At 27.8% G+C, this 26169-nt stretch carries 16 protein-coding genes; 2 read left to right on the plus strand and 14 right to left on the minus strand.

Annotated elements, in window-relative coordinates; translation table 4 throughout:
• Window positions 1–70: 70 nt before the first annotated feature.
• The 9 genes from SALLE_RS05545 to SALLE_RS05585 form a co-directional block, all read right to left on the minus strand.
• Window positions 71–1921 carry a lipoprotein gene (locus SALLE_RS05545; protein WP_115558631.1) on the minus strand — a complete coding sequence of 617 codons (1851 nt, stop codon included), beginning with the start codon at window positions 1919–1921 and terminating at the stop codon, window positions 71–73.
• A gap of 158 nt (window positions 1922–2079) precedes the next feature.
• Window positions 2080–3867, minus strand: a complete 1788-nt coding sequence (locus SALLE_RS05550) for a hypothetical protein (protein WP_115558632.1) — start codon at window positions 3865–3867, stop codon at window positions 2080–2082.
• A 196-nt stretch (window positions 3868–4063) separates the two neighbouring features.
• Complete coding sequence (locus tag SALLE_RS05555; RefSeq protein WP_115558633.1) at window positions 4064–6004, minus strand: lipoprotein; 1941 nt, start codon at window positions 6002–6004, stop codon at window positions 4064–4066.
• 203 nt (window positions 6005–6207) lie between these two features.
• Window positions 6208–7995, minus strand: coding sequence for a hypothetical protein (locus SALLE_RS05560; protein WP_115558634.1), 1788 nt, complete (start codon window positions 7993–7995; stop codon window positions 6208–6210).
• A gap of 198 nt (window positions 7996–8193) precedes the next feature.
• Window positions 8194–9999: a lipoprotein gene (locus tag SALLE_RS05565; protein WP_115558635.1), complete on the minus strand. Its 1806-nt coding sequence runs from the start codon at window positions 9997–9999 to the stop codon at window positions 8194–8196.
• Window positions 10000–10202: 203 nt separating this feature from the next.
• Window positions 10203–11993, minus strand: coding sequence for a hypothetical protein (locus tag SALLE_RS05570; RefSeq protein ID WP_115558636.1), 1791 nt, complete (start codon window positions 11991–11993; stop codon window positions 10203–10205).
• 124 nt (window positions 11994–12117) lie between these two features.
• Window positions 12118–13056 carry a hypothetical protein gene (locus SALLE_RS05575; protein WP_115558637.1) on the minus strand — a complete coding sequence of 313 codons (939 nt, stop codon included), beginning with the start codon at window positions 13054–13056 and terminating at the stop codon, window positions 12118–12120.
• Window positions 13013–13918 carry a lipoprotein gene (locus tag SALLE_RS05580; RefSeq protein WP_115558638.1) on the minus strand — a complete coding sequence of 302 codons (906 nt, stop codon included), beginning with the start codon at window positions 13916–13918 and terminating at the stop codon, window positions 13013–13015. Before SALLE_RS05580 ends, SALLE_RS05575 begins: the two co-directional genes overlap by 44 nt.
• A 192-nt stretch (window positions 13919–14110) precedes the next feature.
• Entirely contained in the window at window positions 14111–15910 is a 1800-nt protein-coding gene (locus SALLE_RS05585; protein ID WP_115558639.1) for a lipoprotein, read from the minus strand.
• 197 nt (window positions 15911–16107) lie between these two features.
• Here SALLE_RS05585 and SALLE_RS05590 point away from each other — a divergent pair, with 197 nt between their 5' ends.
• Both SALLE_RS05590 and SALLE_RS05595 read left to right on the plus strand, forming a co-directional pair.
• The gene (locus SALLE_RS05590; RefSeq protein ID WP_115558640.1) at window positions 16108–16461 is read left to right on the plus strand and encodes a helix-turn-helix domain-containing protein; all 354 of its coding nucleotides are present in this window, start codon (window positions 16108–16110) and stop codon (window positions 16459–16461) included.
• 20 nt (window positions 16462–16481) lie between these two features.
• Entirely contained in the window at window positions 16482–17372 is an 891-nt protein-coding gene (locus SALLE_RS05595) for an IS3 family transposase (protein WP_281267733.1), read from the plus strand.
• A gap of 171 nt (window positions 17373–17543) precedes the next feature.
• Here the strand turns inward: SALLE_RS05595 and SALLE_RS05600 are convergent, their stop codons facing one another.
• The 5 genes from SALLE_RS05600 to SALLE_RS05620 all read right to left on the minus strand — a co-directional run bounded on the left by SALLE_RS05600 (window position 17544) and on the right by SALLE_RS05620 (window position 26163).
• The gene (locus SALLE_RS05600; protein ID WP_115558642.1) at window positions 17544–19355 is read right to left on the minus strand and encodes a lipoprotein; all 1812 of its coding nucleotides are present in this window, start codon (window positions 19353–19355) and stop codon (window positions 17544–17546) included.
• Between the two features lie 244 nt (window positions 19356–19599).
• The gene (locus tag SALLE_RS05605; protein WP_115558643.1) at window positions 19600–21411 is read right to left on the minus strand and encodes a lipoprotein; all 1812 of its coding nucleotides are present in this window, start codon (window positions 21409–21411) and stop codon (window positions 19600–19602) included.
• 136 nt (window positions 21412–21547) lie between these two features.
• Window positions 21548–23338, minus strand: coding sequence for a lipoprotein (locus SALLE_RS05610; RefSeq protein WP_115558644.1), 1791 nt, complete (start codon window positions 23336–23338; stop codon window positions 21548–21550).
• A gap of 146 nt (window positions 23339–23484) precedes the next feature.
• A complete protein-coding gene (locus SALLE_RS05615; RefSeq protein WP_115558645.1) occupies window positions 23485–25275 on the minus strand; it encodes a hypothetical protein in 1791 nt (596 codons plus the stop codon).
• 138 nt (window positions 25276–25413) lie between these two features.
• Window positions 25414–26163, minus strand: coding sequence for an ABC transporter ATP-binding protein (locus tag SALLE_RS05620; protein WP_115558646.1), 750 nt, complete (start codon window positions 26161–26163; stop codon window positions 25414–25416).
• Between the last annotated feature and the right edge of the window lie 6 nt (window positions 26164–26169).

The following is a 26169-nucleotide window of genomic DNA, read 5'->3' on the forward strand; positions in this document are numbered from 1 at the left end:
ACTATAAGTGTTATTAAAAATATGACTATTAATAATAAGAATATAACTTAAAAGATTTATAAAATTAAAACTAATCTATCAACTTAAAGTTTGAACCTTTACCAAATTCTTGATTTTGAAAATGATAGAAAAATTCAGAATAGAACCTGTTTGTCCCGTTGAACTTTCCATTATAAAGCGAAGCGGTTGTGGTTGTTCTTCTGTGTATTGCCTGAACAGAAATTCTTTTACTTACCATTTGATAATTGTCATCGTAAGTGTTTTTATTATAAAAATAAACACCTCCAGCATCATCAATTTTAAAGTATTCCCCAAATCTGTTACCAGAACCCCCATAAATTCAATAAGCATTGACAAAATCAATAATGTCTGGATTTTTTAAGGCTGCATCTTCATAAGCTGTTTCAAAAATGGTTTCAAAATATTGATTACTTTCAGTTAAAATAAATTCATCTGTTTTTAGTTCAGCTAAATTTTTTGGTTTTTTAAAGAATGCGAAATCCAAACTTTCATATTGCGCCTTCACTTTATCCATTTGAAAAAACTCTCTTTGAAAATCAATATTTGCAGTAATAAATTTTTCAAGAAGTTCTCGAGAACCCGAATAAGTCGTAGTTTGCTTACTAATAAAAAATGTTTTTGGTAGGGCAATCTCCAAAGGTGTTCCTGATAAATTTTTAAACTCTAGTTTAGCATCATTAATATAAGTTGGAACTACCCCAATTACTCCTTCATCCACTGTAGAATCTAGCATAAACTTTGAGTTTTCTTTTTCAATCAGTTCAAGTAATTTATTGGCATTGTAATCATTTTTTTTGTAAAGAAAGAACTCTAAAATATAAATGTTAAAAATTTTACCGTATTGAGTGTCACCATTAATTTGTTCAGTTACTCAGTCGTTTTCATAAGAAACGGTTCAAATGTTTTGGGTGTCATCAGAAATTGCGGTTACCAAATTCTTAATATCCTCTCCACCATTTAGCATAGCAGCTCTTAACATTTCATTTTGTTCTTCCTCGTTAGCTCATCAGTAAGTTTGACTACCAGTATCTGCAAAAATAGAATTTGCCGCGACCCCTTGCGCTAATCCTGAACCTGACTTAAATTTTAAATTTTTAAAATTACTATTATTTTGATTTTCAGCTTCTTCACTTATAACTTCTGAAAATATTTCCTCGTAATTTGAATTGTTTTTAATATCTTCAAGAATTTTATCCGAACCTCCAGCATTACTTTTGAATGCAAAATCAGAAGCTCTGCTCTCTTGAACTTGGTTAGTAACTTGATCGGCAAATTCCTCAATTTCATTTGCATCAGGTATTTCATCATTTTCTGCAATATAGTTTATTAAAATATTTGTTTTTAGTGTTTCATAAATTTTTTCATTAGCATTATCTAGAATTTCAATTTGAGTCTCTAAACCAAGATGCAGGGCAATAATCATATCTTCTTGGTTAACTAACTGAATCTTACTTATTTCAAATCCTTGAGTAAAAGGATTTTTTCCATCAACTAAGATAGGTTTGTAATTTACATTTGATAATATTTCGGTTTGAACTGCATTTAAAAATACTTGTCAATTAATTCTATCTCTTAACTCCGAACTAATTTCTTTAAAGGCAGTAGTTTTTGAATTTAATTCTAAGGTCTGATTTTTTTCGCTCAAACTTAGCATTTTACTTCAAGTAGAGTATTTAAAAACTTCATTTGATTTAGGTTCAGATAAGTAAAAAATATCTTTAAAATCATTATTAATATTCTGATTAAGTGCTAACTGCAACTTTTCAATTAATTCTTTTCTAATCTCGTCAAAATCGTATTCATTTTTCTCTTCAATTTTTTTGGGACTACAAGAAATAACACTTAGAGGTGTTGTTATAGTTAAAGTTGAAGCTGCTAAAATACTAAGTAATTTTTTCATGTTAATTTCTCCTTTTTTGTTCACGAATTGGTTTATATTTAAATAATTATAACACATATAAGTTTATTAAATTATCAACATAACTATTCTTTTTATATAAATATTTTAAGCATTTAGGCATTAAAAAGAGGTGAATGAATCACCTCTTTTTAACGTTTTTAATTGGTGAATTTAAGTTTTAAAACCGAGGTCTGACTACTTAAATATTCTTTATAGTTTTCAGCATCAAATGATCCGGGATTTCCACGATTAAATCTTTGAAAGTCCAAATTTGGTTGACCTGGATGATTTATTAAATCTGGAAACATTGAAGTGAATAAAGTTGAAATATTAATTCCCGCACCTTTACCATTGTTGTTGTTTCAAATGAAAATGTCAAAGTCATCACTAATGTAAACATTAGTTTGTAGAGTAATTCAATTAGTTCCATTTCGAGCTGCAATTATTGGGGAAAAATTAAATCTTTGGTTATGTACGTTTGCCTTTGAATTAGCTTTTACTAATTCTGCTCATGGAAAACTTGAATAATTAAATAATTTGCCCGCTAATTCCTCTTTTTTTCAGTTTTGAGCTGCTTGTAAATTAAAAAGGTACTCATCGGGTTTGCTATCATCTCAACTGATTGATAAGAAATTTTTTTGAAAATTTCAAGAATCTTTAATGAAATCATTGTAGTAATCAAGGGTATTAAGGTTTGAAATTTCTTGTTTAACAAAAATTGTTCCATCACTAAAAGCAAACTCAGAATCAGCAAGACTAAATTTCAATCCATTTAAATAGTATCCATAAACAGATATCATGTTTGCATCTTTTTCTTTATCAACTTCAAATTGCGATCCTGAGCTTGATTTTAATTTCTCTAAAATTGTGCTAATCGAGAAGTTGTAATGCAACGCATATTGATTTAATCCTAAAGATATTTTTGCCCCATTTTCAATTGCTTGAGTTGCTTCACTTAGTTCTTCAATAGTTTCGTCTTCTTCAATTGTCAATCATTCACCATTATTTCCACTTATATTTTCTAGTAAAGTTTTTTCAGCTTCTTTATTTCCCTTCAAGGCTGAAATAAAAGTGTTATACGGTTCCTTGTTATTGTTATCCATAAATGAATTATAATAAACACCAGTTCCAGCATGTACCAAAGCATTTTGAACAGTTTTTAATTTCATACTTTGATCGATTATTTTTACATCAGCAGTTTGAAGTGACTTAGCTTCACTTTTTAAAAAATTTATTATTTGATCGTCTTCTGTAATGTCGATTGCATTTTGATTAGTATTTCCTGAATCTGATAAAAAAGTAATTTGGTTAGCAATTTTTTTATTTATTAAATCATGAAATTCATCGTTCACTTCTTGAGCTTTTTGCAAAATTTCTTCTTCATCAAAAATGTTAATATCTACAAATGTTGAAATTGGCTCAATAATTTTTTCTTCACTTTCATCTTTTAAATAAATTGCTGAGGAAATTTTAATATTAAAAGTAATAGCAGAACTTTGAACTTTTAAAGCAACCTCTTCAACCTCAATTCCACTTTTAAGAGGCGAATTTTTATCGATTAAGATAGAATTGTAGTTAATGTTACTCAACACATCATCCTTGATTGATTTATTAATAATATCCCTTGGGATCAAATCAGAAATTCAAGCTTTGGTTTCTTCGTATACTTTTCCATCATGATTATCAAACTCTTCTTGAGCATTTTTTATTATTTGTAAATCAAGCTCTGTTGGTAAAACATCTTGCATAACAAATTTATACTCATCAAATTTTTGTGCAATGTCTGACTTAAAAATCGTTGTTACATTGGCAATGAAATCATTAATCAGTTTTGCAAAATCAAATTCATCAGCAACTGGGGGCATTTTTTTGCCACAGGCAATAACACTTAGAGGTGAGGCGACCACCATTGTCGCTGTTGCTAAAATTGTTAATAGTTTTTTCATATTTCCACCCCTTTATTTTTTCATATTATAAGTGTTTTTATTTATAAATCAAGCAATTTTAGTGAAAATTTATAAAAAATAAGGTAAAAACAAAAAATGAAAATGAAAAAAATCAGCTTAGAGGAGTCTTTTTAGTTCCCTCTAAGCTGACAATTCTTTGTATTTTTAAAGTTATTTTATTATTTTAATCTTGATTTTATAAACCAAAGTTAAAAAGCATTTTTCGACCATTTACAATATATCTTGATGTGCCACCTTCAAAACAAACAAGATCTCCCCTTTTACCAAAAGAAAAGTAAGTTTTTGAAGAGTTGAATTTTAATCCCGAAGAAAAGAAATAGGTTCTAAATTCTGGAGTGGATAAATTTCCTGTGACAAAGTCTATGGGGGCTGCTATTGCAAATGGGTAAGACTCAAAATTGCCGCCCAGAAATGTAGGGTTCGAATTCAAAATCATTGACGAAAAACTGCTATATCCCAAATTATTTCCTGAAGAAAAATCTGAAGACTCTATAAATTTTAAGTTTTGGTTGCTTTCTTCTTCTACTTTTAACTCTATTGAACGCTTAATTGTTTCTTGATATTTATAAGTAGTATTTTTATGGTTTTGGATTATATAATCTTCAACCTCCCCTTTGGCATCTATTACATAATAGCGGTGTTTTCTACCTCAATCTTCTCAGTTATAGGTATTGTTATCCTTCAAAGTTATTTCCCCTTCAAGATCATTTAATAAATAACTTTGTTGAAATTCAATTGCCGCTCTAAGAAATTCTTCATAAAGCAATTTAGTATTATTAAAAGTGGTGTTTTGCTTTATTGGCACAAAAAATGTGTCGAGTTCTATTTTTGTTAATTCTGATAAATTTTTTATTTCAACCTCGGATTTAGAAAATTCAGCTCCATAAACTGCGATTGATTTAAAATCAATTTTTTCATCAATTTTAAATTCATAGCCACTGTTCTTAACTCGTTTTTCAAAATCACTAGATAAAATATTTTCAGCCAAGTTATAGTGATTGATTGCTTCTGAAACTACAATATCAGAATTATTAGATATTTTTTCTACGATTTTAATTGGAAGTTGGTGATCAACTCATTTTTGGCCTGGTTCAGTTATTTTTTTAATGAATTTTTCATTAGCTCCTTTTTCTTTGCTTAAGACCGGCTTCATTAACTCATCTCATCAATCTGGATAAGAATAGTCTTGATAATAATAATCATTGGAATTATTATCTTCATGTTCTGGATCTCAATTCTCTTGAATTTCTAAACTATAATTAAACTTAGTATTTGCAATGGAACCATCTTGGGTTAATTTTTGATTGACTGCAAACTTATGATTTTCAGTTTTTATTTCAAATTTAGAATTTGTGTTGGTTTTTTCAATGACTTCTTGAACTTGGTTTTCTATTATTTTTTTGTCAATTATATCTTGGGCATTTGTTTTTAAATTACCAGAATCTTGTTCATAAAGGAATCCATTAGATGCTTGGGAAATTCCTTTTCTTATTGAGTCATTTAAGGACTTAATTTCATTTGCTAAATCCACTGATTCAAAAATATTGAAAGTTCATCGAAAAGAAATCGCTTCATTTTGAAAGTCACCTTTTTCGTTTACTACCAACTTTAGATTGGCAATATAGTCAAAACTCAAAGAAACAATTTCTGATTGAGTTTTAATAGCGATATTATTTAATTCATATGATTGAAAAGGATTGCCAATCCCTTGGATGACTGGTTTGTAGTTTAATTGATTGACAATTTCATCGTTAATTTCCTTATTGAGTTTATTAAAATCAATAATACTATTGATATCTTTACTAATTGCTTTAAAAAAGTCAGAATTAGAATCTTTTAAATCTGGATTTTCATCTTGTCCTGCAATGTTTTCTAGCCTAATAAAATCAAAGGTATTTATAGCGTCTTCATCGGCCATATTTTTATAATTACCAAAATCTTCATCTAAATTGCGGTAAAAAATCTCCGAAGCTTTATCCATTAATTCATTTTTTAATGCTTGATAATCAAATTCATCGCTTATATTTGGATTTACCTTCTTTTTACATGCCACCACACTTAATGGTGCTGCAACCACCAAAGTGGTTGCCCCCAGTATAGCTAATAATTTTTTCATAATTGTTTCTCCTTATAGTTTTATTTATCTATACCTAGTATATATATATATATATAAAGTCAATTAGGGAAGGGTTTTTGGTTTTGCAATATTTTTATAAAAATTAGATTTATCAATTTGTAAGTTAAGTATAAAAAAAATCACTCAATGATTCATTGAGTGATTTTTTAAGATAAATTCAATTTATTATTTTCTATTATTGTTTAGTCTTTTAGTTTTCAAGCAGAAATAGTCTCATTGACTGTTATAACTCTAAAATCATTTCGGTATTGCAAGCTAAAGTCAGTTTTTGAAGCATTGTTCTTATAGATTAACCCGGATGAAAAAAATCAAGTTCTGAGTCTAAAAGAATATTTTGTATTTGAAAGATCTTTGTAAAAATATAAATCATTATTTTTATTAAAAGAAATAAATTTGAATGGCGAGTTACTCCATGCGGCTGAATCAGAAACATTAATAGTCAAATCCAGATCAACCAAATACTTTGTTGCTTCTGGATTTGCCTCTAAAAGTTGTTCTAAACCTTCATTTGCAGGAATGGGGGTGGTTGGCTCAATTGTTTTTCAAGCATCCGGTCTATTTATATAGAAAAAAAAGTTTGGGTTATCTTCTTGAACTAAGTTATCGTTGAAACCTAACATTTGCTTCTGAAAGTCAAACGAATCTTGAACAAATTTTTTATAAAGTTCTATTGTATTAGTGAATGGTAGTTGTTTGATGACAATTTGCTCTGTTGGTAATTCATATTTTTTTCCAGAATACTCAAAATAAATATCATCAATATTAGCTCTAAACAAGGCAATGTAATTTCTCTCATCACTTTCATCATCTAACTCTAATTTAAAATTAGAATTTTTTAAACTATTTTTAAAAGCAGAACTTTTTTGTAAATTAAAATTCAAATTAAATGAATTAAAGACTTCTGCAAAATCATTGTATTGAGCTGATAATTCTTCGATATTTTTAACAAATCTTTTGGCTTCGTTTACTTGCCAAGTCGAACCATTCTTGCTGCACTCTTCAATAAATTTCTCTTCAGCTTGCTCATCTCCTCTTAAAGCTAATTTCAAGGTTTCAATTGCATCTTTATTTCCAAAGTTACCACCTTCTCAATACCATTTAGCAGATGTAGCATTTACAGATCCGTCTATTATGTCGTCCTTGTTCGTGTTAATTAAAAAATCATTATTGAATTTAGTTTTGCCATCAATGTTATCTAATATTGATTCAATTTGGTTGTAAATTTCTTTGCCTTCATTCCTATCATTGATTGATTGGGAACTATTTTCTAAATTACCCTTGTCGCTTGTATATACAAAACTATTCGCATTTTCTTCGGTATTTAAGGCATTTTGATAATCGTTTTTAATTTTATTTAATTCTTCTGCTGAAGGTTTATTTAAAATTGTAATTGAAGTTTTAAAATTGTTTAATGAATCATTTTGAGTTTCTTGTCTTTCATTTAGGTAGTAAAAATTTGCTCCAATGCTAATAATAACCTTTATATCTTTGGTTTCAAGATCTTCTTTGACCTCAAGACTTTGTATATAATAACCATCTTTTAATGGACTTTTACCCGAAACTAAAATTGGTTTGTAGTTGATGTTTGTTAAAATAAGACTGTTTATTTCAGCTTCTACTTTATTTCAATTAATAATTTTATTAATACTTTCTTGAACTTCTTTTGATTCGGGTGAGTTTAGTTTTGAGATTTCTTCTTGGTTGGATCTAAATCAAACAATGTCATTTTTTCCAAATGGATATTCTGCACCGTTATCTCCACCATTTTCGTCAACAAAAAAGTAATCATCAAAATCATTTTTTAAATTAGAGTCAAAGATTTGTTGCACCGAATTTCTTAATTCTTGTTGCAAAGCTTGGTAATCAAACTCGTTGTCAATGTCAGTTTTGGTTTTTTTACAAGCCACTACACTTAGTGGGGTTGATATTACCATGGTACTTGTTGCTAAAATAGTAAGTAATTTTTTCATTTTGTTCTCCTTGAAATTTGGCATATATACTTACTTTATATATATTTATATATAAAGTCAATTAGGGATGTGTTTTTGGTTTTGTAATATTTTTTTCAAAATCAAATTTAACAATGTGGAAATTAAGAATGAAAAATCACTCAATTTTTTATTGAGTGATTTTTTCAGACAAACTAATTCTATTTTTTATGTTATTGTTTAGTCTTTTAGTTTTCAAGCAGAAACAGACTCGTTTACTTTCATAACTGGAAAATCATTTCGCCATTGTAAGCTAAAATCATTTTTATAAGTGTTGTACATGTTAAATGGCCCGGATGAAAAAAATCAAGTTCTGAGTCTAAAAGAATAATTTTTATCCAAAAGAGACTTGTAAAAATATAAATCATTGTTTTCATTAAAAGAAATTCATTTGAATGTTGAGTTATTTGATCATCCCGTATTAGAGACACAATTACTCAAATCCAAATCGACCAAATACTTGGTTGCTTCTGGATTTGCCTCTAAAAGTTGTTCTAAACCTTCACTTGCAGGAATGGGGGTGGTTGGCTCAATTGTTTTTCAAGAATGCGGTCTATTTAGATAGTAAAAATAGTTTGCGTTATTTTCTTGAATTAAGTCATCATTAAAACCTAACATTTGTTTTTGAAAGTCAAACGAATCTTGAATAAATTTTTTATACAGAGCAATTGTATTAGTGAATGGTAATTGTTTAATGACAATTTGCTCTGCTGGTAATTCATATTTTTTTCCAGAATACTCAAAATAAATATCATCAATATCGGCTCTAAACAAGGCAATGTAATTTCTCTCATCACTTTCATTATCTAACTCTAATTTAAAATTAGATTTTTTTAAACTAATTTTAAAAGTAGTATCATGTTCTAAATTATAATTTAAATTAAATGAGTTAAAGGCTTCTGCAAAATCCTTGTATTTTGCTGATAATTCTTCGATGTTTTTGACAAATCTTTCAACTTTATTTGCAAGTCAAGTTGAACCGTTCTTGCTGCACTCTTCAATAAATTTATCCTCAGCTTGCTTGTCTCCTCTTAAAGCTAATTTCAAGGTTTCAATTGCATCTTTATTTCCAAAGTTACCATCTTGTCAATATCATTCTGGATACGTACAGTCTACTGAACCATCAACAACATTTTCTCTATTGGTATTAATTAAAAAATCATTATTAAATTTAATTTCACCATTATTGTTATCAATTGTATCAAATATTGATCCAATTTGATTGTAAATTTCTTTACCTTCTTCCTTATCATTGATTGATTGGGCACTATTTTGTAAATTACCCTTGTCACTTCTATATACAAAACTATTAGCATTTGCTTTTGTATTTAAAGCATTTTGATAATCGTTTTTAATTTTATTTAATTCATCCGCTGAGAGTTCTGAAAGTTCATTTAAAATTGTAATTGAAGTTTTAAAATTGTTTAATGCATCCGATTCAATTTCTCGTCTTTCATTTAAGTAGTAAAAATTTGCTCCAATGCTAATAATAACTTTTATGTCATTGGTTTCAAAATTTTCTTTAACCTCAAGACTTTGTATATAATAGCCATCTTTTAATGGGCTTTTACCCGAAACCAAAATTGGTTTGTAGTTCACATTTGTTAAAATAAGACTATTTATTTCATCTTCTACTTTATTTCAATTAATAATTTTACTAATACTTTCTTGAACTTCTTTTGATTCAGGTGAGTTTAATTTTGAAATTTCTCCTTGGTTGGATCTAAATCATTCAACGTCATTTTCTCCAAATGGATAATCAACCCCGTTATCTCCACCTTTTTTGTCAACAAAAAAGTAATCATCAAAATCACTTTTTAAATTAGAGTCAAAGATTTGTTGTACTGAATTTCTTAATTCTTGTTGCAACGCTTGGTAATCAAATTCATTGTCAATGTCAGTTTTTGTTTTTTTACATGCCACCACACTTAGTGGGGTTGATATTATCATGGTACTTGCTGCTAGTATACTTAATAACTTCTTCATAATTGTTTCTCCTTATAGTTTTATATATCTATACCTAGTATATATATATATATATATAAAGTCAATTAGGGAGAAGTTTTTGGTTTTGTAATATTTTTTTCAAAGCCAAATTTGACAATGTAGAAATTAGGAATGAAAAATCACTCAATGGTTTATTGAGTGATTTTTTAAAATAAACTAATTATATTTTCTTATTTTATTGTTTAGTCTTTTAGTTTTCAAGCAGAAACAGACTCGTTTACTTTTAAAATTCTAAAATCAGTTCGAAAAGTTAAGCTAAAGTTAAGAGTATCGTTCTTGTCCATTTTTCCAGACGAAAAAAATAAAGTATTAAGGTAGAAAAAATAATTTGTATCCAAAAGGGAATTATAAAAATATAGATCATTATTTTCATTAAAAGAAATTCATCTAGATTTTCCGTTATCCCAAGATGGATATTTGAAAACATCAATACTCGAATCAGATTCCACCAAATACTTAGTTGCTTCTGGGTTTGCCTCTAAAAGTTGTTCTAAACCTTCAGTTGCAGAAATGGGGGTGGTTGGCTCAATTGTTTTTCAAGCATTAGGTTTGTTTAGGTAGAAAAAATAATTCGGGTTATTTTCTTGAATTAAGTCATCGTTAAAACCTAACATTTGCTTCTGGAAGTTAAACGAGTTTTGAATAAATTTTTTATACAGTTCTATTGTATTAGTGAATGGTAATTGCTTTATAACGATTTGCTCTGTTGGTAATTCATATTTTTTTCCAGAATACTCAAAATAAATACCTTCAATATTGGCTCTAAATAAAGCAATATAGTTTCTCTCATCACTTTCATCTTCCAATTCTAATTTAAAATTAGAATTTTTTAAACTTTTTTTAAAAGTAGTGTTTTCTAAATTAGAATTCAAATTAAATGAATTAAAGACTTCTGCAAAATCATTATATTGCGCTGATAATTCTTCAATATTTTTGACATGCATTTTAACAGAATTCCGCAGTCAAGTCGAACCGTTCTTGCTGCACTCCTTAATAAATTTATCTTCAGCTTTTGCATCTCCATCTAAAGCCAATTTCAAAGTTTGTGATGGTTCATTATTTCCAAAGTTACCATTTTCTCAATACCAATTAGAACTTGTTTGGGATACTGATCCTTTGATAATGTCGTCTCTGTTAGTGTTAATTAAAAAATCATTATTAAATTTAATTTTGCCATTATTGGTATCAATGGTATCTAATATTAATTCAATTTGGCTGTAAATTTCTTTGCCCTCTTCCTTATCATTAATCGATTGGGCATTATTTTCTAAATTACCTTTATCGCTTTTATATACAAAACTATTGGCGTTTTCTTTTGTGTTTAAAGCGTTTTGATAATCTTTTTTAACTTTATTTAAATCATCTGCTGAGAGTTCTTTTAAAATTGTAATTGAAGTTTTAAAATTGTTTAATGTATCATTTTGGGTTTCTTGTCTTTCATTTAAGTAGTAAAAATTTGCTCCAATGCTAATAATAACCTTTATATCTTTGTTTTCAAGATCTTCTTCGACCTCAAGACTTTGTATATAATAGCCATCTTTTAATGGACTTTTACCCGAAACTAAAATTGGCTTGTAGTTAATGTTTGTTAAAATAAGGCTGTTTATTTCATCTTCTACTTTATTTCAATTAATAATTTTATTAATACTTTCTTGAACCTCTTTTGATTCAGGTGAGTTTAATTTTGAAATTTCTTCTTGGTTAGATCTAAATCATTCAATGTCATTTTTTTCTCCAAATGGGTATTCTACTCCATTAGCTCCACCTTTTTTGTCAACAAAAAAGTAATCATCAAAATCACTTTTCAAATTAGAGTCAAAGATTTGTTGTACTGAATTTCTTAATTCTTGTTGCAATGCTTGGTAATCAAATTCATTATCAATGTCAGTTTTAGTTTTTTTACAAGCCACCACACTTAGTGGGGCTGATATTACCATGGTACTTGCTGCTAAAATAGTAAGTAATTTTTTCATTTTGTTCTCCTTGAAATTTGGCATATATACTTACTTTATATATATTTATATATAAAGTCAATTAAGAAAAATTTACTACTAATTTGTTAAAAATAAAAAGCACCATAAGGTACTTTTTTGACTATTAATTAAAAAATTTTAGTTTAAAAACTGGTAGAATTTTATCAAATTGCTCTTCTTTTTCGCTTCGTAACACTTCTTGTGTTTTAGTATTATAATTATAAAAATCCAATGAAGGTTGATAAAGATTTTCCCTATTCATATCACCAAATAAAGAAACGCTTAGGACCACACGATTTATATCTATGAAATTGTCTTTTTGTTTATTTGTATTGTAACAATATAAATAGCCCTCATTATTTATATAAATTTCATAAAGGTCACGTTTCTGCGAATAGGTATCAAATCATCAAATTGTATTAAGACTAAAATCAAAGTCTGAATTAAGCGAATTAGCTTCAGAGTTAGCATACAATATATCTTTTGTAGGAAAATCCTTTGCGTTAAATGTTTTACCAAGAAAATCTTCTTTTTTTCAAGTTTTTGGAGTTTGAATGTTAAGCAATGTTTTTTTATTTTCAATTATGGAAGGATCTAGAAATATTTTATGAAATTCTCACGCCTGTTCTATAAAGTCATTATAATACTCTAAAGTATTTTTTCGAGTTATTTCCTGTCGAACGAAAATATATTTATCATCTAAACCAAATTCTGAATCTTTTAACTGAAATTTTAAACCACTTATTTTGGTTCCAAAGACCGCCAAAGTATTAGCGTCTTTTTCTTTGTTTAAAATGAATTTTGATTTAGAATTTTTTAGCAATTTGCTAAAACCTGTTGATTTTGAATTTTCAATAAGTGCATACTGATTTAACCATTGAGAAATCTGAGCACCATTCTTAATTTCTTCTTTCATTTCACTATATAGCCCCTTAATATCACAATAAAATCCTTTAGGATCATTACCTTTAATATCTTTTAATAATGCTTCTTCATCCCCAACATCTCCGTGTATTGCTTTAAACAAATTTCTGGCGTACAAGTTTAGTATTTCTAGCATCATAAGGACTAGTCCTTGTTTTTGAGCTTCCAGCAGCATTAATTATTGAGTTATTTACAACTTTAAGTTCTAAATTTTTTTCATTAATTAAAATTTCATCTGTATTTAGTGTTTGAATTTGACTTTTCAAGTCGTTAATTAAAACTTGGTTATTTGGAATTTCTAAGGCTGTTTTTTCTAAATTACCAGAGTCAGAAGAAAATCTAAAGTAGTTAGCGCTTTCATCGTTAATTAATTTTTTATAATTATTTTCAAATTCTTTTGCTTTTTCCAAAAGTTCTTCTTTATTGTCTTCAAATACATTAATAATTACCGTAGTACTAATTGGTTCAGTTATTATTTCTTCATTTTTTCCTTTTAAGCTAATTGAGGAAGATATTTTTGAAGATATGGTCATTGCATCTTTTTGAACTTCTAAATCAATTTCCTCAGCAACAATTCCGCCCTTTAATGGGGAACCGTTACCAACCAAAATTGGTTTATAGTTAATATTACTTAAAATTTCTTCTTCAATCGAACTGTTTACTTTATCAAATGGAATCAAGCTAGAAACTCAATTCAAAACTTTGTCATAAACTATTCCACTCTTGTTTCCTTTTTCAAATTGGTCTTGATTTTCAACAATTTCTAAGTAACTTAAATCATCGGGTAGTTCTTCTTCACTTATAAAATTATAATCGCTAAACTGGTTTTGGATTTCGGTGTTAAAAATAATTGTAATATTATCGATAAAATCTCTCATTAATTTATCATAATCAAATTCATCATCAATATTGGGATTTACCTTCTTTTTACAGGCAACAACGCTTAATGGAGCTGAAACCACCATAGTGGTTGCCCCCAGTATACTTAATAATTTTTTCATAATTGTTTCTCCTTATAGTTTTATATATCTATACCTAGTATATATATATATATATATATATAAATATATAAATAAAGTGAATTAGGGAGAGGTTTTTGGTTTTGTAATATTTTTATAAAAATTGTACTTAAAAACAAAATTCTTTCTTAGGAGATCGCTATCGACACCACATAAAGGAAAAACGCAATTATATTAAAAATTTTTAAATTTCATTAATGAAATTCTGTTTGTAAAAAATTCGTCTAAATTTTCTGTTTGTTCAGGTGATCTCGAAGAAGTTTTATGTATGTGATAACCTCAATTGTAATTAGTTTTGGATGTTTTTTTTCCCGAAGAGTAAAAGAAGACTCTTAGAATATTTGTTTCAAGACCCTGGCCTGAAATGGGTTTGTCATATATAAATAAATACCCCTCCTTGTTTATATACATAAATGGGGGTTCAACTCATTTACTATCAGAAGTTTCTACAACTCTTTTTGTAATTTTGGGAGTCAAATCAAAATTTTCCAATCACAAATTAGCCTTTTCGTTCGCCTGTAGTAATTCATCACAATATTCTGGATAAGATAATTGTTTGCCAATTATTTCTAATTTATTTCAACTTTTTGGCATAATCAAATTAAAGGTCGCGTCATCTGGGTCAGAATTCATACTCACAAATTCTTTCTCCCAATGATAAGCATCTTCAACAAAATCAGAAAATAACTCAAATGTATTCTTTTTGGTGGTAATTTGTTTCAAAACTATAGTTTGGTCTATTAATTGATAATTTTCACCCTCTAATTCAAATTCCACCCCTGACACTTCTGTTCCAAAAAGAGCAATTGTATTATTATCGTTCTTTAAATTAATTTCAAATTTTGAATTTTGGCTTTTTACAATTTTACTTAAAATTTTATTTTTTAAATAATTTGAAGTTAAGTTATATTGATTAATATTTTCAGAAATTTCGTTCGGATTCAAATTGGTAGCAAGTATCATTTCAAGATAATATTTATCTATAACTGGATCTATAAAAAAATTTTCAATTGGCAATGAACCCTTCTTTTTTATTTCTTTTAAAATTTTTTGCTCATCTTTTTCTGACCCCTTATATGCCTTCATTAAAATCTCATAATTTCTGCTTGGACTTTGTTGGTGATCGCCAAACGAACCATTGGAAAAACGACTAGCATCGATAATGCAATCTTGATTTACATTCAGCTTTAATCGGTCGCTAATATATTTTGTCCCAAATTCCATGGAACTAATTTTACTCTTAATATCATTTATAATTTGAGAATTGTCTGGGATGGCCTGTGCGGTATTTTCTAAATTACCCTTATCACTTCTGAAAACAAAATCATTAGCGCTTATAACATTTATCATTTCCAAATAATTTTCTTCTAATTTTTTTGCCCAGTCAACTAATTCTTCCTCTTCAAAAACAGTTATTGTGGTTTTGCTTTTAACATTGTTAAAATCATTTTCTCCTTGCTTGTTTTTAAACCACACTGAAGAGAGAAATTCGGTTGTCAGGGAAATATTTTTTTCATTTTTTATTTCCAATTTGAATGAATCAATAACAATCCCGTCTTTTAAGGGACTTCTTTTATCGATAAGAATGGGATTATAATTAATATTTTCTGCTATTAAAACAGCAATCTCATCATTAATTTTTTGAATTGGAATGACCTGAATAATCAATTTTTCAATTTTTTTATAGAAATCTGATTGGGGGTTATTAAAATCTTCTCTATTTTCTATTATTTCCTGGATACTCAAATCATATAATGAAATTTGTTCATCACTCATTCAACGATAATCATAAAAAGCTGCCTGAATTTGTGTTTCAATAATTACCGTTACTTCCTGAACAAAATCATTTATTAATTGTGAATAATCAAATTCATCTCCAATATTCGGATTTACCTTCTTTTTACATGCCACCACACTTAATGGTGCTGAAACCACCAAACTGGTTGCCCCTAGTATACTTAATAATTTCTTCATAATTGTTTCTCCTTATAGTTTTATATATCTATACCTAGTATATATATATATATATATAAAGTCAATTAGGGAGGTGGTTTTGCCAATTTTTAAAAAAATAAACTACACCCAAGAAAAATTTTTGAATATAATTCTCTTAGTACACACATAAATGCTAAAAAACATTTATGATAATAGTGTATCGAGAGGATTTTTTTATGGCTAATTTAAAAGGTAATAAATCAAATATTCTAACAATCGAACAAAAAATTAACATGGTAAATGAACACTTTGAAAAAGGAGCATCTTTCAAAGTGTTATCAGAAAAATATAATGTTTCTTACTCTATGGTAAGAAAAACTTGTTTAAAATTTAATGAGTTTGGTCGCGAGGGATTAATAAGAGACTACACTATTAGAGCCGACTCAAAAACCGGTAAGGTTCCAAGAATTAATAGTTTGAATCCTGATAAGGTTGAAAATGCTAAGTTAAATAAAAAACTCAAAGAGGCCGAAGCGGAAATTTTCATATTAAAAAAGTTACATGAACTGATGAAAAACCAAAAAAAATAATTTGATTAAAATATCAAATTATTGAAGATTTAAGAAATCAGTTCACAGTGAAGTTAATTTGTAGAGTTATTAAAATAACAGCAGCAAGCTACTATCGCTGAGTGAAGAGAAAAAAGCCAGCTAGCAAATTTATCTTTGATGAAAATTTTGCGATTAATATTAAAAACATTTATAAATCAGAAAACGGAAAGTACGGTTATCCAAGAATTTGCATTGTTTTGAATAATGCAGGAACTATTTGTAGCAAAACAAAGGTTTATCGCTATATGAAATTATTGTGTTTACATTCAGTAATTAGAATCAAAAAAATGAATCGTAAACCGAAAGAAAAGAAAAACACTAAATCAGGTGCCGTTAATATTGCTAACCGTCAATGATCTATATTTCAAAACAATGAACTGTGAGTTACTGATGTTACATATATTCCTATTAAAAATCAAAAATTCAAATGAGTCTACCTAAGTGTAATAAAAGATGCTTGCTCGGGATTTATTGTTTCTCACGAAATATCTATTAATAATGATCTCAATATTTATAGAAACTCTCTTAAAAAAGCTGAGCATTATAGGGACTCTCAACAGAAAACCATTATTCATTCTGATAACGGCGTTCAATATACATCCTATTTTGCCAGACAGTATGCTAAGAAAAACAATTTTATCATTTCTCTTTCAAGACCTGGAAATTCTTTAGACAATGCTATGTGCGAAACTTTTTTTTCAAGTTTGAAGTCAGAAACTCCAAAACTGCTTTTGCAGTCTAATTTTGAAGATTTAGTCAAAATGATAAATGAATATATTAATTACTATAACTATGAAAGAGTCATGTTAAAGCATAAAGGTCCCCCATGCTATAAATATCTAAAAACAAAAAAATCGATTTCAGAAAATTGACTTTTCGTAAATTTATAAAAAACTCAAAATGTACTTGCAAAAGTATACTTACCCGAGAAAACGCTTCTCAAATGTAGTTTATTAATTATTCTAGTTTGGTGAAACACTTTCATGGTTAAGTAAACTATTTCTTATATTTTAAATTACCTATTTGCTAATTTTTTAAAGATTAATTTTTAATTAATAAAATTATTTTTCAAATTTAAAGGATGAGTCAACATTTGTAAGAGTAAACAATAGATCTTCTTCATCGTCTCAATATCAATTCGTGTTTTCAATAACTTGACGCATATCAAAGCTTAAATTATTGTTGGCACTATCAGAAAAATAATAAGTTGTAAAAATAATTTGATTCATCGCTTCTTCACCCCATACATCCTTGTCTAAAAAAAATAAATCATTTTTATCATTTATTCAGATATATTTATTATATTTATTTTTCTTGTAATTATATTTATCAAGGAAAATTGAAGTTGAAAATTCTAAATCATTGTTAATATAACTGCTCATTGTATTAGCTAAAACAAGTTGTTGGTCCATTTCATAATTGTATAGGATTCTTTTATTTCTCATTGAATCCAAATCCCATTCCTTAGGCACCTTTAGATAAGCAGTTTTTTTAACTTCTAAATTAGGTGTTTCTTGTAAATTGATAAAAGATTTTTGAAAGTTGTAAGCTTGTGTCATGAAATAATTATAAAGTTCCATTGTGTTGTTTTTGGTTGTTTTTTGTCTGGCAATTATAGTTTGACTAGAAAAATCAAAATCATCAATCCCGATTTTAAATTTTAAATCATTAACGTTGATACCAAATAAGGCAATTGAATTAAAATCTCCTTTTAAATCTAGATCAAAATCTGAATTTTGCAATTGGATAACTTTATTTATCTGTTTGTTTTTTGATAAATTGTAGGCCAAATTATATTGATTAATGTATGTAGAAGAGTTGTTATCTTTTTTTGTATAAAGTTCATATGATGCATTTGCAAGGGGGTCTCATTTTTCCTTATCCTTGTTCATTAAGACGAGATTTATTGGTTGTATTCAATCACCGTTATTTAAAATATTTTCAAGAAATTCTTTTTCAGCAGAAAAATCATTGGAAAGGGCTTTATAGAATGTTTTTCATCTTTCATCCTTATTTTGTCAGTTAAAAAATGGCTCAAATCTTGCTGAATTTACAATCATCTTATTGTTAACAACCATTTTTAAATCTTCAAAAACTACAGATACATTTTTATTAATTTCATTTAGAACTTCTAATTCCTTAGAAAATTGTTCAGTTATAAATTCACCACTACCAATTGCAGCAGATGTGTTTTCTAAATTACCTGAATCACTAAAAAACGTTCATTGGTTGGCAAGGTCCTTATTTATTAATTCAATATAAGCATCATCCATTTCTTTTGCAGTGATGGCAGTTTCAGAATCCTCAAAAATATTAAAAGAAACATTGGCTGTAATTGTCTGACTGGTTTTCTCTCCTCTTGCATCCTTATAAAAAACTAAAGCAGAAAATTTCACCCCAATTGTTACAGCTTTTGTTTTATCAATAAAACTGATTTCTTGAATTTCAACTCCATTTTTTAAAGGTGTTGATTTATCTATTAGAATGGGATTGTAGTTAACATCATTAACAATTGATTCGTTTATTTCTTGATTAATTTGTTCAACTGGAATAATCGGTCTAATTAATGAAAGCATTTTCTGGTAAAAATCACTTTCATGATTTTGGAAATCATTATTTTCATTAGCTGCTCTGATGGATTCAATAGTCATATCTTCGGGCAATTGATCTTGATTGATTCAAATATACTCGCTAAAAGATTTTTGAATTTGTTTTTCAAAAATTAAAGTAATCTCAGCTAAGAACTGGTTCAACAACTCAACGTAATCAAATTCATCCCCAGTCGTTACTTTTTGTTTTTTACACGAAACCACACTTAGGGGAGCTGATATTACCATGGTACTAGCCCCCAGTATACTTAATAACTTCTTCATAATTGTTTCTCCTTATAATTTTATATATCTATACCTAGTATATATATATATATATAAAGTCAATTAAGGGGGTGGGGGTCACCGATTTTTACAAGAAAATAACTACACCTGAGAAAACGTTTCTCAGGTGTAGTTTATTAATTATTCTAGTTTGGTGCAACACTTTCATGGTTAAGTAAACTATTTCTTATATTTTAAATTACCTAATTGGTAATTTTTTAAAAATCAATTCTTAATTATAACATTATTCTTCAAATTTAAAGGCTGAGTCAACATTTGTAAGAGTTCACACCATTCCTTCTTCATCTAGTCAACCTCAACCAGTGTTGTAAATATAGTGATTCATATCAAAGCTTAAATTATTATTGGCACTATCAGAAAAATAATAAGTTGTAAAAATAATTTTATTCATTGCTTCTCTACCAAATGGATCATTGTCTAAAAAGAATAAATCATTTTTATCATTTATTCATATATATTTACTATATTTATCTTTCTTGCTATTATATTGATTATGAAAAATTGATGTTGAAAATTCTAAATCTTTGTTAAAAGAATTACTTATTGTATTTGCCAAAACAAGTTGTTGATCCAATTCATAATTGTATAGGATTCTTTTATTTCTCATTGAATCTAAATCTCATTCCTTAGGCACCTTTAGAAAACAGGTTTTTTTAACTTGAAAATTAGGTGTTTCTTGTAAATTGATAAAAGATTTTTGAAAGTTGTAAGCTTGTGTCATGAAATCATTATAAAGTTCCATTGTATTTTTTTTGGTTGTTTTTTGTCTGGCGATGATAGTTTGACTAGAAAAATCAAAATTATCAATCTCGATTTTAAATTTTAAATTATTAACATTAATACCAAATAAAGCAATTGAATTAAAATCTTCTTTTAAATCTAGATAAAAATCTGAATTTTGCGATTGAATAACTTTATTTATCTGTTTGTTTTCTGATAAATTGTAGGCTAAATTATATTGATTAATGTATGTAGAAGAGTTGTTATCTTTTTTTGTATAAAGTTCATATGATTTCTTTGCGTTCTCGTCTCATTTTTTCTTATCCTTGTCCTTTAAAATTAAATTTTTTGGTTCTACTCAATCACCGTTATTTAAAATATTTTCAAGAAATTCTTTTTCAGCAGAAGAATCATTAAAAAAGGCTTTATAGAGCGTTTTCCATCTTTCATCCTTCCTTTCTTGGTTAAAAGCCGGCTCAAATCTTGCTGAGTTTACAATCATATTATTGTTAACAACCATTTTTAAATCGTCAAAAATTACAGATACATTTTTGTTAATTTCATTTAGAACTTCTAATTCCTTAGAAAATTGTTCAGTTATAAATTCACCATTACCAATTGAAGCAGATGTGTTTTCTAAATTACCTGAATCACTAAAAAACGTTCATTGGTTGGCAAGGTCCTTATTTATTAATTCAATATAAGCATCGTCTATTTCTTTTGCAGTGATGGCAGTTTCAGAATCCTCAAAAATATTAAAAGAAACTCTAGTTGTAATTGTCTGACTGGTTTTCTCTCCTCTTGCATCCTTATAAAAAACTAAAGCAGAAAATTTCACCCCGATTGTTACAGCTTTTGTTTTATCAATAAAACTAATTTCTTGAATTTCAACTCCATTTTTTAAAGGTGTTGATTTATCTATTAGAATAGGATTGTAGTTAACATCATTGACAATTGATTCGTTTATTTCTTGATTGATTTGTTCAACTGGAATAATCGGTCTAATTGATGAAAGCATTTTTTGGTAAAAATCACTTTCATGATTTTGAAAATCATTATTTTCATTGGCCGCTCTAATCGATTCAATAGTCATATCTTCGGGCAATTGATCTTGATTGATTCAAATATACTCGCTAAAAGATTTTTGAATTTGTTTTTCAAAAATTAAAGTAATCTCAGCTAAGAACTGGTTCAACAACTCAACGTAATCAAATTCATCCCCAGTCGTTACTTTTTGTTTTTTACACGAAACCACACTTAGGGGAGCTGATATTACCATGGTACTAGCCCCCAGTATACTTAATAACTTCTTCATAATTGTTTCTCCTTATAATTTTATATATCTATACCTAGTATATATATATATATATAAAGTCAATTAGGGGGTGGTTTTGTAACCTTGCAAAAATAAAAAGCACCAAAGGTGCTTTTTAATAAATTTTAAAATATCATTATTGTGAAAATTTTAGTGTGAAAACCGCACCGATGACATCCATTATTTCTTCTTTTTGACTCTTCTCTATTTTTGATGTACCATCATTGTAATTATAAAAATCTAAAAAAGGTTGATATAGATTAGAATCTATGTCCCCAAATAAAGAAACATTTAATACCAGAAAATTTACTTTTGTAAAGTGAGTTTTTGACTGACTAGTATTGTAACAAAAAAGTTCTCCCACTTTATTTATATAAATTTCATCAAACTTCATCAATCTAGAATTTTCTCATTGAACAGCCTTCAAGCTGAAATTAAAATCTGAATTAATTGCATTGGCTTCTGAGTTGGCATACAAAATATCATTTGTTGGGAAATCCCTCGCATTAAATGTTTTACCAACAAAATCTTCTTTTTTTCATGTTTTTGGAGTTTGAATATTAAAAATCGTTGCCCCATCTGGTTTCAAGAAGGGATCAAGAAAAACTTTGTGGAATTCTCAGGCTTGTTCGATAAAGTCGTTGTAATATTCTAAAGTATTTTTTCTAGTTATTTCTTGTCTAATAAAAATATATTTATCATCTAAAATAAATTCTGAATCTCTTAATTGAAATTTTATGCCACTTATTTTTGTTCCAAAAACTGCCAAAGTATTGGCATCTTTTTCCTTGTCAATAGAAAATTCTGATTTAGAATTAAAAAGTAGATTTTTAAAACCGGTTTTTTTTGAATTCTTTATTAGTGCGTATTGATTCACTCATCTAGATATTTGGGCCCCTTGTTTAATTTTTTCATTCATTTCTTTGTATAAAATAGGAGTAGAATAATCAATTCATTCAGGATCGTTACCTTTAATATTTTCTAATAAAGTTTTTTCAGCCTCATCTACCCCCCTAATAGCTTTAATAAAAGTTGGAAAAAAGCCAAATCTATATTCTCCACTAAAATATTCTGTATTTGATTTTGCGCTCCCAGCAGCATTAATTATGGAGTTATTTATAACTTCAAGTTGCAAATTTTTTTCATTAATTAAAACTTCATCTGTGCTTAACGTTTGAATTTGCTCTTTTAAGTTATTAATAATAATTTGGTTATCTTCAATTTCTAAAGCAGTCTGACTTAAATTACCAGAATCTGATGAAAATCTAAAATAATTGGCGTTTTTACTGTTAATTAATTTTTTATAATTCTCTTCTAACTCTTTTGCTTGTTCTAAAAGGTTGTCTCCATTATCTTCAAAGACATTGATACTTACTACGGTACTAATCGGTTCATTTATTATTTCCTGATTTTTGCCTTTTAAGCTGATTGAAGAAGAAATTTTAGAAGATATGGTTATAGCATCTTTTTGAACCAGTAAGTCAATTTCTTCAGCGAAAATCCCACTTTTTAATGGAGAACCACTATCAATCAAAATTGGTTTATAGTTAATGTCGCTAGAAATTTCGTTTTGAATTGAACTATTTATCTGCTCAATTGGTATTAGACTAGAAACTCAATCCATTACTTTGTTATAAACGTTTCCCCCTTTATTTCCTTTTTGAAATTGGTCTTGATTTTCAACAATTTCTAAGTAACTTAAATTATCTGGTAGTTCATCTTCACTAATAAAATTATAATCACTAAACTGGTTTTGGATTTCAGTATTAAAAATAATTGTAATATTATCTATAAAATCTCTCATTAATTTATCATAATCAAATTCATCATCAATGTTGGGATTTACCTTTTTTTTACATGCCACAACACTTAGTGGAGCTGAAACCACCAAACTGGTTGCACCCAGTATACTTAATAACTTCTTCATAATTGTTTCTCCTTATAGTTTTATATATCTATACCTAGTATATATATATATATATATATATAAAGTCAATCAGGGAGGTGGTTATTGTAATCTTGTTGAAAATAAAAAAGCACCTTAGGTGCTTTTAAATAAAATTTAAAATATCATTATTGTGAAAATTTAAGTGTAAAAACCGAGCCGATAACATCCAATTTTTCTTCTTTTTGATTGGCTGGCACCCTACTTGTTCCATCGTTATAATTTCAAAAATCTAAAATTGGTTGATACTGGTTTGAATTAGCGTCGCCAAATAAAGAGATACCCAAAACTAAGTAATTTATGTAAGTTAGTATATCATCTACGTTTGTGCTATAACAATAAAGTTCTCCCTCTTTATTAATATAGATTTCGTTTAAGTCAGTATAGTGGTCACCAAAATTGGGCCAATGCACAGCATTAAGACCAAAGTTAAATGTTAAATTTTTTATATTTGCATCTTGGTTTGCATAAAGCAAATCTTTGGTAGGAAAATCTTTGGTAGAAAATGTTTTACCAACAAAATCTTCTTTTTTTCAAGTGTTTGGAGTCTGAATATTAAAAATTGTTGCCCCTCCTTCTTTCACACTGGGATCTAAAAATACTTTATGAAATTCTCATGCCTCTTGAATAAAGTCGTTGTAATATTCTAAAGTATTATCTTTTTTTATTTCTTGTCTAATAAAGATATATTTGTCACCTAAATCAAATTGTGAATTTAATATAGAGAATTTTAGTCCACTCAATTTAGTTCCAAACACAGCCAAAGTATTGGCATCATCTTTTTTGTCAATAGCAAAATTTGACTGAGAGTTTTTTAACAAATTTTTAAAACCAGTTTTTTCTTCACTTTCAGCTAATAATGCATACTGATTTACTCATCTAGAAATTTTATCCCCCGCTTCAATTTGTTTATTCATTTCTTTAAACAGGGGTTTGTCTGGAGTTTCATAAACAATTCATTCAGGATTATTTCCTTTAATATTTTCTAATAAAAGTTTTTCAGAATTTTTATCTGACTTTATAGCTTTAAAAAGTGTGATATATGGTTTGCTGTAGTAAATTGAAAATTTTGATGAAAGCGATTTGGCACTTCCCGAAGCCTTAATAATTGAGTTATTGACTACTTCAAGCTGCATATTTTCGTCATTAATTTCGCTATTATTATCTTTGATTTTTTGCTTTAATTGATTAGTTATGGACTCATTTTCAGGAATTTCTAATGATGTTTGATCTAAATTACCAGAGTCTGACGAAAATCTAAAGCTGTTTGCCATTTCTTTATTGATTAAATTAGTATACCCCGCTTCCACTTCTCTAACTTTTTCTAAAAGTTTTTGGTTATTTGCTTCAAAAATATTTATAGTTACAACGTTACTAATTGGTTCATTTGTTATTTCTTGATTTTTCCCTTTTAAACTAATTACGGTTGAAATTGTAATTGAAAAGGTTAGGACTTCTTCTTGAACTTCTAAGTCAATTTCGTCTACAATTATGCCACTCTTTAATGGCGATCCCTTATCAATTAAAATCGGATTATAATTAACGTTTCCAGAAACCTCTTTTTGAACTAGTGCAATGATTTCACTACTTGGAATTAAGCTAGAAACTCAATCAAGAACTTTATCATGAACCTCTCCGCTTTTATTATTTCTTTTAAACTGATCTTGGTTTTCTAAGATTTCTAAATAAGTCAAGCCCTCAGGTATTTCTTTTTCACTAATGAATCTATAGTTATCAAATTTTTTTTGAATTTCAGTATCAAAAATTATTTTGACATCGTCAATAAAATCTCTAATTAATCTGTCATAATCATATTCATCAATGGTTTCTGGAATTGATTTTATGTTGCAAGCCGTTACGCTAAGTGGTGCTGAAACTACCGAAGTTGTAACCATAAGTATGCTTAGTAGCTTTTTCATGTTATTTCTCCTTGGAATTTTATTTATAATTATTTTATATATAAATATAAGTAAAGTCAATTTGTTGCTCTTTATCAGATTTAGTTGTCATTTTTTGATAATAATTAAAAGAAAAACAGGTTTGAAACCTGTTTTTAATTATTTGAAAATATCTTTAAAATGACTTTCATTTCCTATATCAGTTTGATTTATACCATTATAAATATCAGCTAGTTTTTCTTGGTTTTTATCAAAAGGTTGATCATACTTTTTTATGCCGTTCTGAATAATAATTAAATTATCAATGATTTTTTCTAGCTCATCTAAAATATGAGAAGTAATAATAACGGTTTTGCCGGCTTTAGAAAGTTCAACTAATAATTCAAGTAATCAAGCGCGCTTTTCTATATCCATGTTTGCTGTTGGTTCATCCATAATAATGACTTCAGGATCATTAATCATTGCAGTGGCAAGTAAGGCCATTTTTTTCATCCCAGAAGAAAGCTGACGAAAAGTTTTTTTGCTAAACTTTGAAAGTCCCATTTTGTCAATAAAAGTCTGTGCTTTTTTGACTACTTTTTCTCTGGGTATTCCTCGTAAAACTCCATTATAAATAATAAACTCTTTTAACTTATAATCCAAAGGAAAAGAATTTTGATCTGGTAGAAAACCAATTTTGTCATAAAATTCTTTTTCTGGGATTTTATTATTGACCAAAATTTGGCCGGCATCAGGTTTAACTTCCTTGGTAATCAACTTAATTAAAGTAGTTTTACCAGCTCCATTGTGCCCCAAAATTGCTGTAATTTCTCCCCTTCTAAAACTTGCCGTAATTTCTTTTAATCCTTTTTGATTTTTATAAATTTTTTTAATATTTAATATTTCAAAGGCGTATTCATTTTTATTCATTTAAAC

Source organism: Spiroplasma alleghenense (assembly GCF_003363775.1).
GTDB lineage: Bacteria > Bacillota_I > Bacilli_A > Mycoplasmatales > Mycoplasmataceae > Spiroplasma_B > Spiroplasma_B alleghenense.